This window comes from Vibrio sp. ZF 223 (assembly GCF_003050585.1).
Lineage (GTDB): Bacteria > Pseudomonadota > Gammaproteobacteria > Enterobacterales > Vibrionaceae > Vibrio > Vibrio crassostreae.
Map to the genome: position 1 here is coordinate 807,147 of NZ_PIGB01000001.1, position 14,527 is coordinate 821,673.

The following is a 14,527-nucleotide window of genomic DNA, read 5'->3' on the forward strand; positions in this document are numbered from 1 at the left end:
AATGTGGCTTTTTGTCTCAACAAAACCTGAGATTATAGGTCTTGGATGTTTTCAGCTTCTAGCTCTTGGAAGTAGCGTAGAGTCTTAACTTTTAGCTCTTGTTGAGCAGGCTCATCAGCAACGATGATAGCTTTACGGTGCATCTGTAGAGCTGTAACAGTCCACATGTGGTTTACAGAACCTTCGATAGCCATTTGAAGTGCTTGAGCTTTGTTGTGGCCTAGAGAAAGGATCATTACTTCTTCTGAATCTAGAAGAGTAGCAACACCGATAGTTAGTGCGTATTTAGGAACTTGGTTGATGTCGCCATCGAAGAAACGAGAGTTCGCGATACGAGTGTCTTCAGTTAACGTTTTGATACGAGTGCGTGAAGATAGAGAAGAACCTGGTTCGTTGAATGCGATGTGACCGTCGATGCCTACGCCGCCCATGAACAGGTTGATTTTGCCGTATGAACGGATTTTCTCTTCGTATGCTGCACAGTGAGCATCGATGTCTTCAGCTTGACCGTCTAGCAGGTTGATGTTTTCTGCTTGGATATCAACGTGGTTGAAGAAGTTCTCGTGCATGAATGTGCGGTAAGACTCTGGGTGGTTAGGGTCGATACCAACGTACTCATCCATGTTGAATGTTACAACGTGCTTGAAGCTAACTTCGCCAGCTTTGTAAAGTTCAATTAGCTCAGCATAAGTAGTTAGAGGTGTGCTACCAGTAGGAAGACCTAGTACAAATGGACGCTCAGCAGTTGGAGCGAATTTGTTGATCGAATCTGCGATATGACGAGCAGCCCATTTACCTACTTTTGCTTTGTTGCTTAATGGAATAAGTCTCATTGATTTTGCCCCTAGAAATAAAATTTTATAGTGTTCTGAAACATTAATTCGCATTATAAAATAAGTTATCAGGTTCCGCTATTGTTTTAGGTCAATTTTTTGCTTTTTCGTTGTATCTGTGACTAGAACTCTCAAAATTGCACAATAATTGTATGGATATTTGGTGGCGTTAAACAAGATTAATACGCTTGTCATATACAGGAATGTTGATTTGATTCAGTGCCTGAAAGGGTCTGTGCGTTTCTGCAGATTTATAAGCTTTGGCGTATTAAAGAGCTGCTGCGTACTCACTGGCTTTGAGAGTATAGTTGAGGCGTGAAAAATAATGATGGCAATGTGCCACTATCGTGATAAAAGGAAGTTGTTGAGCGAGGTTCGAAGAATTTAGTCGGGTTAGACACACTTAGGGTGACTAGAATAGATGTTGATTCACGCTATCGCTATGAATTATCTATAAATATTGGTAAATCCGAACAGGTTAGCTAAACTTACCAACTAAGAAGAAAAAGCGAGCTTGAAGTGTAAACATTGAAGGAAAAAAAAGCCCAAAGTGATGAGGTATCACCTTGAGCGATTTTACTAATCTTCTAACACTAACTCACTTTCGTATTCTTCCCTAGGCACTTCGCCGCGTTTGCAGCCGTTTAGGGTATGAAAGCGACGGCGTCCACGAGCCAGTTGAATGTACTTCAACCAAACACGCTCTAACTTGGACTTTGCCTTATGAGGGTGAGACAACACTTTAATGAAGTGTTTTTCTTCTGCATTGATTGGTGCTAGTTCACCAGTTTCAAGTGCAAGCATAGTGTCACCAAACAAGGTTAGGATTTCCTCTTCTGACAGAGTAAAATCACCCGACTTAGCGAACCCTCGTGGGAATTTAATGGTGTCATAAAAACGTTTTTTTCCGTGACGGAATTCGGTCTCAGACATATCAGCCTCAGTAATGTGGTTAGATAGAAATTAGTGTTTATTGCTCACGCGAAAATATTGTTAAAAGGCTAAAATAGGAAACAAAACGTTTTTGCCTTTACGATAAACAATCCTAGATCGGCTAGTTAGCAGATTTATTACAGAGATGTATTTGATGGATGTGAAAGTATTTAGAACCTTTCTTGAGGTTGCAAGGGTGCGCCATTTTGGGCGTGCAGCTGAAAACTTGTATTTAACGCAAGCGGCGGTGAGTGCGCGAATCAAGCAGCTTGAAGGCTATTTTGATACTCAACTCTTCATTCGTGACCGCAATAACATCAAACTCACATCTTCCGGTGAACGTTTGATTGGTTATGCTGAAGTGATGGTTTCCACCTTACAACAAGCGAAATTTGAGCTGTCGTTAGAGAGTGGTAAAGCCTTGCAGTTAACGCTGGGCGGCACGCCGAATATTTGGGATGCGTATCTGCAAAACTGTTTAAGTGTTGTGACCGACTCTTTTGGTGGTTATGGCTTTATGGCAGAGGTGATGGGGCGCGAGCAACTGAACCGTAATTTGTTAGAACGAACCTTAGATATGGCTTTCGCGTTCGATCAGATCAAAGCGGAAGAGCTGAACTGTAAAAAAGTCGCTGATTTGGTTTTGGTGTTGGTATCAACGCAGCAAGATGACCTGGAATCTGTATTCCAACATAAGTATGTGTATGTGGATTGGGGAACGCGTTTTGGTTCTGAACACGCAGAACGTCACCCTAAAGTGCCAGCGCCGTATCTTCGTACCTCTACGGCTCGTATCGCCCTTGATTTCATTTTAGAGAAAGGTGGTAGTGCATATCTTCCGGTATCTCTAGTTGAACCTTTTATCGATTCGGGTCAGCTGCACAAGGTGAAAGGGGTGGAAGACTGGTATCGCCCAATTTATCTGAGTTACCGCAAGAGCAGCACCTCGGTGGAGGCGATCATGCAGGTTGAGAAATTGGTTAATGAGATTGACCCATCGACCGCTTACACGCTGCAACAAGCCGCTGAACAAGCTCCTGAGTAACGGCATTTGCTATAACCATGTTTAGATTAAATAAAAAATGGCTCCTAACTAGTTATATAGTTGGGAGCCATTTTTGTTTTAAACCAGAGATGTACTTCTTTTCGGAACTAGAGATCGTTTCTCATTCCAATAAAATCGTTTAAGCCTGGTATATCTAGCCCTATTTTAAGGCTCTATAGTGTTAACACACTTATAGGTTCATTAGATTCTCAATAGACTCTTCGAGAGAGTGTGACATGTACGAATGGATTGTGTGGCCATCCGTTGCGTCAATCTCAATCTTAGAAATCCCGTTATCTGCTTTGTTTTCAAGAAAGCAAAGAGATTGCTCGACTGATTGACTGGTGAGAACCTGTTGGTTTGATAAAACAATACGACATGTGTGTAGAACCATAGCCTTTTCCTTTTTATATTCGATAGGTCTCTGCATCTTGGCGTGCTAAGTACCGATCGTTGACGTTGTGAGAAGAATGCCTTCTCTAGGTTAAATTTAGTCGAATTGAATAAAATTAAAACCCTTTTTTGTGATTTATCTAACCTTCAGTTCCGAAAGTGGCTAGCGACTATGGTGGTTCACGGTAAACTTTTAGTTATCGGATCGAAAGCGATGGCAAATGGGAAGAGTACAGCATGTCGAAAAATATCAATCACAACAGCACCTTAACGAACGAGCAGTGTCATCTGGCTCGATATGCGCGAGATGCTCGCTTTGATGGAATGTTTTTCACAGCGGTGAAAACGACAGGGATATTTTGTCGCCCGATTTGCCCAGCAACGCCACCTAAAGAGGAAAACGTCGAATACTTTTCCCATCAAGCTCAGGCGCTAAAGGCTGGGTATCGCCCTTGTTTACGTTGTCGACCAGACAGCGCACCTTTTTCTCCAGCTTGGAAGGGCGTCGAAACCACTTTCTTACGTGCGATGCAGTTGATTGATAATGGCGCGCTGAATTCAGGATCTATCGTCGATCTTGCGACCCGTTTAGGCATTTCTGATCGTTACTTGCGAACCTTATTCGACAATTACATCGGTGTGTCACCCAAGCAATATAGTCTTTATAGCCAGTTGATGTTTGCTAAGCAGTTGCTGCACACCAGTAGCATGAGCATTACCGATGTAGGTTTTGCGAGTGGCTTTAATAGTACACGTCGTTTCAATGATGCCTTTCAAAAAGAACTGCAGCTTTCGCCAAGTCAAATTCGGCGGGCAAAGCTAAGTGATAGTGTGAGTAATCATATTCAGCTTGGTTTTCACGGTCCTTTGGATTGGAAGCACCTGTTAGCTTTCTATCGACGAAGAATGATTGAAGGCTTAGAAGAGGTAGGTGAGGACTATTACCAGCGCACGGTAAATGTGAACGGGTCGAAGGGCTGGTTCAAGTCGACTCTGGCTAAAGATAACCGCTTGGATATTGAATTTGAGTTGGACGATATAAGCCATTTAAGAAGCTTGATTGCGAATATTCGACGTATGTTCGATCTTGATGTCGATATTGCAAAGGTCGAGGCCTTCTTTGAGACTATCGATCCTAACTTGGTGGCCAAGAGTGGTATCCGTATTCCTGGCGTGTGGAGTGCTTGGGAAGCAGGAGTGAGAGCGATTCTCGGGCAGCAAGTCTCGGTAACCGCAGCGATTGGCCAGCTCAACTTATTGGTTAAAGAGCTTTCTCATGCATCCGAGAAAGCGTATTTCCCAACGCCTAAGCAGATAGCGGAGGCCGATGTTAGCTTTTTAAGAATGCCGGGAAGCCGCAAAGAGACCCTAAAGCGTTTTGCCGAATACATGGTCGACAATGAAACTGAGCATCCTTCTAAATGGATTGAGCTAAAAGGCATTGGGCCTTGGACAATTCAATACGCGCTGCTTCGCGGGTTAAGCGAGCCTAACCACTTGTTGGTTGGTGATTTGGTAGTGAAGAAGTTTATTGAGCATCGACCTGCCATTAATACAGAGAGTGTTTCACCTTGGGGGAGCTACGCCACGTTCCATTGCTGGAATCAGTCTTAATAGAAGCAACCCGCGAACATGAGCAATCCACAAACATTTGCAGTACCACGCTGGGAGATATTATGGCTAACCGTTTTACATATTATGAGAGCCCATTGGGAACCGTAACTTTACAGGCGAACAATGAGGGCTTGCTCGGCCTTTGGTTTGAAACGCATACCACTAAGCCTGAACAGTTAGGCGTTCAAGATGATAGCTTTCCAATCTTTGTAGTGGCGATCGAGCAGCTTAATCGCTATTTCTCAGGCGAAGCTATCCAATTTTCTGTGCCGATCGCAGCCAAAGGCACTCCATTTCAGCAGTCGGTTTGGCAGGCGCTGACTACCATTCCTTATGGAGAGACTTGGAGCTATGCACAACTGGCTGATGCGATAGGTAATCCGAAAGCCGTTCGTGCTGTTGGCTTAGCGAATGGCAAAAATCCGGTTTCTGTGATTGTGCCGTGTCACCGTGTGATTGGCAAAAATGGCAAGCTGACGGGTTATGCGGGTGGTGTAGAACGCAAACAGCGCTTATTGGTAATTGAGGGAAGATCGCAAGACTAGAAAGCGATTTGGCAACGAGCCTGTCGTGATGCTGGCTGAGGCTTACGTAGCACTCAAGGACAAAGGCTAATAGTTCTTAAAATGTGACTTTGCATTAAAATCAACGCTTTCTGGAAAATATCTATTTGGTTGCATATTCTTTGACTATGTTCTCTAGGCAAGGATGCCCAAATGAATAGATTTCCCTTATTAATATCTGGCTGCAGCTGCGCATTATTGCTGACAGGTTGCTTAACTGATACCAGCCGACCTTTCGAGGTCCCACAACTTGTTATGTTTAAAGGCGTGTACGAGAACGCTGACAATGACAGCTATTTGTATTTCGAGTCGGGACAAGTGATTTATCAAACAACGAATAATTCCGTGACTCGAACCTATCGTATTGAAGGTGATTTGCTCAACATTAAGTTGAATTCAGCGAATAGCCGATCAGATTCTGGCTTGGTGATGCGAATACAACACGAAGGCGCGGTGCTAACCTGCAATCGGTGTCCAGCGATGCAGTTAAGCAACGTCTGGACACGCGTTGAACAACCTTTGAAAGGATCATCGAATTAGAAAAGCCCGCCATTTAGCCATAAGTGAGCAGCGATACTGACGGCATAGCCAATCATGATCACTGGCATCCATTTCAAGTGGCCAAAGAAGGTGTATTTGCCATGCGCTGCCCCCATTAATGCTACTCCAGCTGCACTACCAATAGATAATAAGCTACCACCAACCCCAGCGGTTAAGGTGATCAGTAGCCAGTTGCCCATCGACATTTGTGGCTCCATGGATAACACGGCAAACATTACCGGAATGTTGTCGACAATCGCAGATAGAATCCCGACCATAATGTTGGCCCAAATTGGATCCCATTGGCTATACATCACACCAGACGCGAGTTCCAAGTAACCAAGCAAGCTTAAGCCACCGACACACATCACCACGCCGTAGAAGAACAGCAAGGTGTCCCATTCGGCATGCGACACTCTTCGAAATACATCAAAGGGCACGACTGAACCGAGTCGTTTCAATGCCCCCTCATCATTATTGGCAATCGCCACTGCCTTTTTCTTCGCTAGTGAATTCGGTAAGGTCTTACGCAAGAAATACCCAAAGAACTGTAGATACGCCAGTCCCATCATCATGCCCATCACTGGTGGGAAGTGGAGCACGGCATGGAAAGCAACCGCAGTCGCGATGGTCATGATGAACAAGAACACGATGCGTCTAGCACCGCGTTTTAATTCAACGTGTTGATGAACCGTATCGGGTTGGGTTGTTGGTACAAAGTAAGACATGATCAATGCGGGGACGAGGTAATTCATTACCGAAGGAATAAATAAGGGAATGAACTCACTGAAACTCACATAGCCAGCCTGCCATACCATTAGCGTTGTGATATCACCGAAGGGACTGAACGCGCCGCCAGCATTGGCGGCGATCACGATATTCACACAGGCTAGGTTAACGAATTTAGGGTTAGAACCTGCGACCTTAAGAACTACTGCACACATCAATAGAGCTGTCGTGAGGTTGTCGGCGATAGGTGAGATAAAGAAGGCCAGAATACCGGTTAACCAGAACAGAGAGCGGAAATTAAAGCCTTTGCCCACCATCCACGCTTGCAGTGCATCAAACAGTCTTCTCTCTTCCATGGCGCTGATGTAGGTCATGGCGACGAGTAGGAAAAGTAACAGCTCGGCGTATTCGAGTAAGTTGTGTTCGAGCGCTTGTTTAGCCACTTCAACAAGGTTGTACTCTTGGTAGGTAAAACCGATGATTATCCAGATCAGGCCTGCCGCAAGTAACACAGGTTTGGATTTCCGGAGTTTTAGGTACTCTTCCATCATCACCACAATGTAGGCAATAACAAAAATGGTCAGTGATAGGTAGCCAACAAATGAGTTAGTTAGCTTGAGAGGCTCTCCTAACTGAGAGGTAGTCGCGCCCGCAACCGAAGAAAAGAAGAATAAAGAGAAAACAGCAGAAAGCTGGATACCTAACATGGATTACGCTCCGAAGTTAATAAGTTATTAACACGGGTAAAAGCGTAGACCTAAATAATCATGTGCAGTGTGATAGATATCTTAATAATTCAATAGATTATAGTGAAAGCAATAGACTGTGATGAAAACGAAATACTTGTTTGAAGAGAAAAGAGAAAAGAGAAAAGAGAAAAGAGAAAAGAGAAAAGAGAAAAGAGAAAAAGCTCTACCGGATTTAATGCCGATAGAGCTTACTCGGAATTGCCAATACTATGCAGCATTGAGATCAAACGTCAGTGTTTGTTCTGCAGCACATACTTCAACAGGCCAGCCATAGGATTGGTATTCAAGCGCAAGTTTGTCCGCTACTACGCGAGATACCGTTGCAGTGATCCACATGCCTTTGCCCATTACTTGATATTTAAGCGTTCTCATTTCCATAGTCATCACCGTTCTCCTTTTATATTGGCAGCGCGAAGTCTATAGCACCTCTGAGGGCTGAAATTTCGAATCAAGCTCAAATGCTTTATAAAATGGCTCACTGTTTGAGCCTGGCTCAAAACTCAATCAACTAAGGGTAAACGGTTGTATTTTGGAAGCGAAGTCACCATTTAAGTGTCTGTATTATAATTGAATTAAAATTTAACAGAAAAGCAATGTAAGAGATCTCTTACAACATTACCAGAGATTACACTAGGTGAAAAATTTTCACTAGAAGCCAGATTTTTGTGGCGATTGTGTGCGTTTTTAGTTGCGCTGTTGAAGCAAGATTTGTTTAGTTTTGTATGTTAAATATTCTAATTTATTTAGCGTATGGTCCTGCTTTTAAATCCAAATCACAGTTTTATATGTTGCTGTGTTTCTTTTATTCAAACCGATACGCTATTTGATTTTGGTCATTAACCTTTCGCTCATTAGTTTGCACTATCTATACGTGTTCTGTTCCACATAAACGAGATGTATAGAGGTCCTTATGACTAATCCAACCAAAGCCGATCGTAAAGTCACGATCGGCAGCTATATCGCACTCGCTTTCGCGATTGTGTTCTTTTCAGGCTTAATGCAGTCCAATGAATGGTATGGAGTGTTCGATTTTACAACGCTCAACGGTTCATTCGGTAAGGTCGCTTACGATGTGAGTGAAACGGCCGATGGTATTCAAGCAGCAACGACGTCACTGCGTGGTAAAGGCGGTAGTGGTGCTCGTGACGGTTTCATTTTTGCTTTGACACTTATTCCGACCGTGATGTTTGCACTAGGTATGATCAACGTACTTGAGCATTACGGAGCACTGGATGCCGCTCGTAAACTGCTGACACCTCTGCTTCGCCCTTTAATGGGCATTCCGGGTAACTCAGGCTTGGCACTGATCGCTTCTTTGCAAAGTACCGATGCGGGTGCAGCGATGACACGTCAGTTGAAAGACGAAGGGCATCTAACTAAGCGCGAAACCGATGTCTTCACCATGTTCCAGTTTACGGCGGGTGCAGCGATCGTTAACTTTTTCTCTTCAGGTGCGGTGCTGTTCACTCTAACGGCGATGGATGGTTCTTTAGCGGTGACATCGTCAATTGGTTTGGCTGTAGCTGTGATGTTTATCTTTAAGTTTGTCGGTGCGAACCTGTTTCGTATCTACCTGAATATTACTGAAGGCAAAGAAGACAAACCAAAATCAGACAAAGAACAAAAACTGGAAGAGGAAGTAGCATAATGAGCGAAGTTAAAGCAAAGAAACCAATGGTTACTGATATTTTCGTTGAAGGTGCTAAGAAAGGCTGGGTTATTGCGACTACTTCTACAGTACCGAATGTTCTGATGGCGTTTGTGATCATCAAGGCATTGCAGATTACGGGCGCGTTGGATCTGATGGGCAGCGTATTTGCTCCAATCATGGCGGTATTTGGTTTACCTGGCGAAGCGGCAGCGGTATTGATCGGTGCGTGGATGTCGATGGGTGGCGCAGTGGGCGTGGTTATTACGCTGTTTGACCAAGGCATTTTGAACGGCAATCATATCGCTATTTTGGCGCCAGCTATCTACTTGATGGGTTCTCAAGTGCAATACATGGGTCGTATCATGGGACCAATTGGTACTGAAGGTCGCTACATCCCGGTGATGATCGCGATTTCGGTATTGAATGCCTTTGGTGCAATGTTCCTGATGAACATTATTTTGTAACGTAACTTTTAACGGCTAGCTACTAATCGCTTTTCGGCGTTATAAAAAAGGAAACCCCGTTTGGCTTTCACCAAACGGGGTCTATTCTTTTCGTAGCCATCCTGCTACTGCGCGTTACTTATCTTTCAATAGGTAACTAGTGCTCCCTGCATCGTTCCTTGACGTGGCTAAATCCTTTAACCTATCCAATTCATCGCCTTCCTAGCGGTGTCCTTGCAAACTCATCATCCAGATAAGCGGCTCTATCCTAGAGCATAACTTCCTTGCTGATAACTCATCCTAAGCCACCAAATCTTCATCCTGAAGATACCTAATCCGTTAGGCTTTTTCCTGTTCCTGCCAACTCCCTGTCGACATGTGTATTAAACACTGCAGAGGCTTTACTCACAATCCACCTCAAGCAAATAATCTGCAGGTTTATCCAAAGAAAACTGTGCGGACTCATACAAAACAAGGGCTTGGGTTTGTAATCTAGGATTTTTCTGCGAAGCTTGATTGTAATCTCTTACGTTTTTTGTGAGAGATCTCTTACACGTGCGCGGGCGTGAATGCTCATTATTTTATGAATACAGATACTATGAGGTAGCCCGCCGAATAAACTAACCAGTAGGAAATGATAATGGTTACAGCGTTATATGCTGCGTTGCTCACTTTGGTTATGCTATGGCTTTCCATTGAAGTGATTAAGCAAAGAAGAAAGAATCAAGTGGCACACGCAGATGGTGGTATTGAATCGTTACAAGTGGCTCGTTCCGCTCAAAGTAATGCTATGGATTATATTCCGATTACAGTGATACTGATGGCGTTGCTAGAGTTCAACGGTTCTAATGTGTGGCTGATCCATGTTATTGGTATTGCTTTTGTTATTGGGCGTATTGTTCATGGAAAAAGTATTCTTGCTCGCAGTCTAAAGGGAAGAAAGCAAGGCATGTATTTGACCTTTGCCAGCATGGTATCTTTAGTTGTCCTAAACTTAGCTTACCTACCTTTTGATAAAATGTTCTAGGAAGCATTATGGCGTTGCGCCTTCCACCTGCTTGGGCGATTGTCCTCGCAGGCTTGATACTCAACATCATGGCGATTGTCATGTCGAGCTTGGTGCTCGATAAAATTGAAGCTGAGAAAGCGGAATATAACGATCGAAAATTCGGCAATGTGTACTCAATACAGCTTGCTTGGAATACGATCGAAACCCTAGAGCGCAAGCGCGAAGCGATTCTGATTCACCTTGATAAACCAGAAACGGTGCAGCCTACCACTGTTCTTGATGAAGCACTGCGCGGGCAACTTAGGCGTTGGGTGAGTAGCGAAGTGCCAAATATCTCTTTGGCTAACTTGCCGAAACTTATGATGCTGATAAACAGTGCTCAAGAATCGCAACGAACTCGAATCGATGACTACTATTTGGATAACCTGACCTTAGTTGAATTAATCCAAAGGCTTGATGAGAAAATGGCTTTCTATAAGAATATTGCCTTGTTTCTTCAGGTGTTTGGTTTGGCGCTTATCTTAGCTCGTGACCTCGCTAGAAGACCTTAGTCTTTAACTTTATTTCCTCTATTTACTTGTCTACTTTTACCGTTAGCGAGACTCACTTGGCAGGTTAGGATGCTGTTGGCCTTGGTACTTTGGTAACTGTTCTTTCAGTCCCTTAAACGTGCTCAGTGCACTGCCTATCGATAACTTGTTCATCAACCAATTCGGTAGGATGCCACCTGCGTTCGCATAAGCGGTGTAGGTGATGTAGGTATTGCCATTAGTCAGCGGTTGCAGTGTCCAAAGTGCGTCCACATCATAGATTCGAATGTACCCCGACTCTTTCGCCAAATAGTTCGACGCATCCTTTATCGACAAGACAAATTGCCCATCCTCGATACTGTATTTTGAGTAAGTCACCATGTCTCTATCTCTGGCAGGCCAAGGTGCTTTGAATTGGGTATAGACGATGTTTTCATCTTCAGATATCTGCATCAACACACGGCTTTGCGACACATTATCTATCCAGTTTGGCACGTTCTCGCTGTCTTCAAGCAACAACAGAAAACCGGAGTAAGTGGTGGGCGTTTGCATTTGCGCTCGTATTTCGACCAAGCCTTCACGGTGTGGCCTTTTATCAATCATGATGCCATCTTCACTTTTGACGAACTGCCATGGGTTGGCATAACTCAGTGTCGATAGGGCGCAGAGGCCGAGTACCAAAATCCTAGGTAATGTCATTATTCTTCCATAAAAAGAAAAGCTTATCTGCTAGGAGTATAGAATAAAATGGGCTTGGTAGGTGTTACCTATCGCTTTGGGTTCACCTCTTTTGGAAAAATCACAATGAAAACGGAAGCGTTCGGCCGCTTCCGTTTTATTCTTGGGTAATGGATAAGTGCTGTAGGCGAGAACTTAGAACTTAGAACCTAGAGCTTATAGGCTTCTACGGTTTTGATGGTTGTCCAGTTGCTGTTAGCGTCTTGGATGAACTCTTGTGTGTTCTCCAGCCAGCGTTTTTGAACCGATTTGTCTAAGTTCAGATACAACTTCCCATCTTCCACCTTCCAAGCGAGAGGGTCGGTTTCAAACTTCTTACCCATCGCTACCCCAAACGCGCAGTAACCGCCATATTGAGGGGCATAGGCTTCTGGATTGGCTCGAAATTCATCTCTGTTTTCACTGCTCGCAAAGTTATAGATCGCATTCTTGTAGGTCGCTGTGAACTCTGATGTGCCTTTTACTGGGCCTTCATTGGCAAAGTAAGCGACAGGGTCATAACCTTTAATCGCGAGATCATTGCTGTCGACACTCATATCAAGGTCTGCTGCCATTAACGAAAAGCTGGTGCCTAGTAACGCGGCCAATAGAGTGATTTTTTGACTGGTCGATTTCATGTGTGACATATCAAGTTCCTTGTCAGTGTTGGTTATCTTGTTTGAAATAATTTAGCCCACTCGCCCGGTCTATAGAGGGACAAAAGAACTAAAAACTAAGCGAATCGTTCGGAGGATGCATGGATCTGCTTTCACAATTAATGGAACACTTCTCGATACGCACTGGCGTTTTCTATTCAGGAAACCTGTGTGGAGTATCGTCATTTAACGCGCAACAAGGTAAAGAGGGGCATCTTCATGTATTGAGCGCAGGGGAGTTGAGCTTGTCTAGTGCTCACACGGAACACCGGCATTTGTCGCAGCCTTGCATTGTTTATCTGCCGAATAGCACACCACATGCGATTGAAGGTGTGGGAGACGGTGCGGAGGTCGTGTGTGCGAACGTGGAGTATCGTTCAGGGCAGATGAATCCTTTATTGTCGGCTCTGCCAGACGTGATAGTGATTCCGTTTGAGGAGGCACCTAGCTTAATGCCAGTGATAGAGGTGTTATCTAATGAATCGAGCCAAGAATCGTCGGGGCAGCAGTACTTAATGGACAAATTGAGTGACGCCTTGATGGCTTTGATTTTTCGTCATCTCATCGAACAACAGAAAATTGATAGCGGCGTTTTCTCGGCTCTTGCTCACTCACGATTGGCTTCGGTGGTCACGGCTATTCATCGATTACCTGCTCGTCATTATTCGATCGCCGAAATGGCGTCACTGGCCGCGATGTCTCGCACTCAGTTTATTGAAGCGTTCAAGCGAGAAGTGGGTGAAACGCCGGGAGACTATGTGCAAAAGTGGCGAGTCTCTGTAGCTCAATCTCTGTTATTGCAAAATAAGCCGATCAATTGGGTTGCTGATGAAGTGGGCTACAATAGCTACTCAGGATTCTCACGTGCTTTTCAACATGTTGCCGGAGTGTCGCCGCGTCTTTGGCTGAAGCAAAATGTGTCGTGAAACGCCGGGCAACCTTACGCGATTTATGGCTATTCGCATGAGGCTGGCCTATGTTTTAGCGGAAATTGAGCGTAGTTTGTTCATTTCTCGAATGACGGTGTAAAAAGGTGGACTTTATAAGCTCGTTGTAACATCCTGCCCGTCCTATTTTATCAGACATCAATGAGACGAAGTGCCTGCTGAACATTATTCAGCCTCCCGTATCTCATTAAAGCACTAAGGAGTTCCACTTGAACCTATTTGTAAGAGACCTTACCGTTATCGATTCTTCATACATCTGTGAACACAGAGGGGTCGTAGGAGATAGTTGGATTTTAGATGTCACCATGTCTGGTGAACTTAATGAAATGAGCATGGTGCTGGATTTTAGCAAGGTCAAAAAGCAGATCAAACAGCTTGTCGATGAGCACGTTGATCACCGTTTACTGCTGCCAATGCAAAGCGCTGCAATTGTTCTTCAAGCGAGCAAAGCTGGCTACTCTAAGGTTGATGTGTTGCGTGGTGACAAGAGCCTTCATTTACATTGCCCTGATGAAGCGTACTGCCTTATTGATGCAGAAGCGATCACTATCGAGAGTGTGACCGCACACGTTTATGATATTCTTCGCGATAACCTGCCAAGTAACGTCACAGGGTTAGAGATCACCCTTCGTCATGAGAACATTAATGGCGCGTTTTACCACTATACCCATGGTTTAAAAAAGCACGATGGTAATTGTCAGCGTATTGCGCATGGCCACCGTTCTCCAGTCGAAATTGTGGTCGATGGTCAGCGTGACGAGCAACGTGAACAAGCATTTGCTCAGCGCTGGGAAGATATTTATTTAGGTTCTAAAGAAGACCAAGTTTCGGTCTCTTCACTTAACCTGAGTGAACACGCGCAAAGTGCTAATGATGAAAGTCACTATGGCTTCAGCTACACGGCGCCACAAGGCGAATTTGAGCTAGCGATTGCTAAGAGTGAGACTGAAATTTTACCGACCGATACCACGGTAGAATTACTTGCGGGCTATATTGCGGACCAAGTTGAACCGAGCCTAGCAGAGAACCAATCACTACAAATTGTGGCTTATGAAGGGGTAGGTAAAGGCGCGATGGCGTTCCGATAACACCTCACGAGAGAGAATCTCAGTTCTAATATGATGAAAGAAAGGCAAGATATTCAGTTATCTTGCCTTTCTTTTTTGTTGCTCTTT

17 protein-coding genes are annotated in these 14,527 nt (G+C 44.3%); 10 read left to right on the top strand and 7 right to left on the bottom strand.

The window, feature by feature from the left end:
• Window positions 1–32: 32 nt before the first annotated feature.
• A complete protein-coding gene (nagB, locus tag CWO13_RS03420) occupies window positions 33–833 on the bottom strand; it encodes a glucosamine-6-phosphate deaminase (protein WP_008216780.1) in 801 nt (266 codons plus the stop codon).
• A 579-nt stretch (window positions 834–1,412) separates the two neighbouring features.
• On the bottom strand, window positions 1,413–1,766 hold the full coding sequence (locus tag CWO13_RS03425) for a DUF413 domain-containing protein (RefSeq protein WP_019819999.1): 354 nt from the start codon (window positions 1,764–1,766) through the stop codon (window positions 1,413–1,415).
• Window positions 1,767–1,920: 154 nt separating this feature from the next.
• Between CWO13_RS03425 and CWO13_RS03430 the strand changes: the two genes are divergently transcribed.
• Window positions 1,921–2,811: a LysR family transcriptional regulator gene (locus CWO13_RS03430; protein ID WP_102432115.1), complete on the top strand. Its 891-nt coding sequence runs from the start codon at window positions 1,921–1,923 to the stop codon at window positions 2,809–2,811.
• A 190-nt stretch (window positions 2,812–3,001) separates the two neighbouring features.
• On the opposite strand, the gene CWO13_RS03435 is transcribed toward CWO13_RS03430, so the two are convergent.
• Window positions 3,002–3,205, bottom strand: coding sequence for a hypothetical protein (locus CWO13_RS03435; RefSeq protein WP_048660610.1), 204 nt, complete (start codon window positions 3,203–3,205; stop codon window positions 3,002–3,004).
• 236 nt (window positions 3,206–3,441) lie between these two features.
• Between CWO13_RS03435 and CWO13_RS03440 the strand changes: the two genes are divergently transcribed.
• The 3 genes from CWO13_RS03440 to CWO13_RS03450 all read left to right on the top strand — a co-directional run bounded on the left by CWO13_RS03440 (window position 3,442) and on the right by CWO13_RS03450 (window position 5,921).
• Complete coding sequence (locus CWO13_RS03440; protein ID WP_108082537.1) at window positions 3,442–4,818, top strand: AlkA N-terminal domain-containing protein; 1,377 nt, start codon at window positions 3,442–3,444, stop codon at window positions 4,816–4,818.
• A gap of 62 nt (window positions 4,819–4,880) precedes the next feature.
• On the top strand, window positions 4,881–5,363 hold the full coding sequence (locus CWO13_RS03445) for a methylated-DNA--[protein]-cysteine S-methyltransferase (RefSeq protein WP_102432113.1): 483 nt from the start codon (window positions 4,881–4,883) through the stop codon (window positions 5,361–5,363).
• Between the two features lie 171 nt (window positions 5,364–5,534).
• Complete coding sequence (locus tag CWO13_RS03450) at window positions 5,535–5,921, top strand: hypothetical protein (protein ID WP_102432112.1); 387 nt, start codon at window positions 5,535–5,537, stop codon at window positions 5,919–5,921.
• Here the strand turns inward: CWO13_RS03450 and nhaD are convergent.
• Window positions 5,918–7,357 carry a sodium:proton antiporter NhaD gene (gene nhaD, locus CWO13_RS03455; protein WP_055319220.1) on the bottom strand — a complete coding sequence of 480 codons (1,440 nt, stop codon included), beginning with the start codon at window positions 7,355–7,357 and terminating at the stop codon, window positions 5,918–5,920. The two genes, CWO13_RS03450 and nhaD, sit on opposite strands and share 4 nt — an antisense overlap.
• Before the next feature lie 249 nt (window positions 7,358–7,606).
• Window positions 7,607–7,783 (bottom strand): hypothetical protein, encoded by a 177-nt coding sequence (locus tag CWO13_RS23395; protein ID WP_017061524.1) that lies wholly within the window; start codon window positions 7,781–7,783, stop codon window positions 7,607–7,609.
• A gap of 526 nt (window positions 7,784–8,309) precedes the next feature.
• Here CWO13_RS23395 and CWO13_RS03465 point away from each other — a divergent pair.
• The 4 genes from CWO13_RS03465 to CWO13_RS03480 all read left to right on the top strand — a co-directional run bounded on the left by CWO13_RS03465 (window position 8,310) and on the right by CWO13_RS03480 (window position 11,053).
• Complete coding sequence (locus tag CWO13_RS03465; RefSeq protein ID WP_102432111.1) at window positions 8,310–9,047, top strand: nucleoside recognition domain-containing protein; 738 nt, start codon at window positions 8,310–8,312, stop codon at window positions 9,045–9,047.
• Complete coding sequence (locus CWO13_RS03470; protein WP_004737023.1) at window positions 9,047–9,514, top strand: YjiG family protein; 468 nt, start codon at window positions 9,047–9,049, stop codon at window positions 9,512–9,514. Before CWO13_RS03465 ends, CWO13_RS03470 begins: the two co-directional genes overlap by 1 nt.
• A 619-nt stretch (window positions 9,515–10,133) precedes the next feature.
• Window positions 10,134–10,520, top strand: a complete 387-nt coding sequence (locus tag CWO13_RS03475) for an MAPEG family protein (RefSeq protein ID WP_102432110.1) — start codon at window positions 10,134–10,136, stop codon at window positions 10,518–10,520.
• 8 nt (window positions 10,521–10,528) lie between these two features.
• A complete protein-coding gene (locus CWO13_RS03480) occupies window positions 10,529–11,053 on the top strand; it encodes a hypothetical protein (protein ID WP_060980902.1) in 525 nt (174 codons plus the stop codon).
• A gap of 42 nt (window positions 11,054–11,095) precedes the next feature.
• On the opposite strand, the gene CWO13_RS03485 is transcribed toward CWO13_RS03480, so the two are convergent.
• Window positions 11,096–11,731, bottom strand: a complete 636-nt coding sequence (locus CWO13_RS03485) for an START domain-containing protein (RefSeq protein WP_048663921.1) — start codon at window positions 11,729–11,731, stop codon at window positions 11,096–11,098.
• A 188-nt stretch (window positions 11,732–11,919) separates the two neighbouring features.
• Window positions 11,920–12,396, bottom strand: coding sequence for a YHS domain-containing (seleno)protein (locus CWO13_RS03490; protein ID WP_048610296.1), 477 nt, complete (start codon window positions 12,394–12,396; stop codon window positions 11,920–11,922).
• Between the two features lie 110 nt (window positions 12,397–12,506).
• Between CWO13_RS03490 and CWO13_RS03495 the strand changes: the two genes are divergently transcribed.
• Both CWO13_RS03495 and CWO13_RS03500 read left to right on the top strand, forming a co-directional pair.
• Window positions 12,507–13,331, top strand: coding sequence for an AraC family transcriptional regulator (locus CWO13_RS03495; protein WP_102432109.1), 825 nt, complete (start codon window positions 12,507–12,509; stop codon window positions 13,329–13,331).
• A gap of 230 nt (window positions 13,332–13,561) precedes the next feature.
• Complete coding sequence (locus tag CWO13_RS03500) at window positions 13,562–14,440, top strand: 6-pyruvoyl trahydropterin synthase family protein (RefSeq protein ID WP_102432108.1); 879 nt, start codon at window positions 13,562–13,564, stop codon at window positions 14,438–14,440.
• Window positions 14,441–14,527 lie beyond the last annotated feature (87 nt).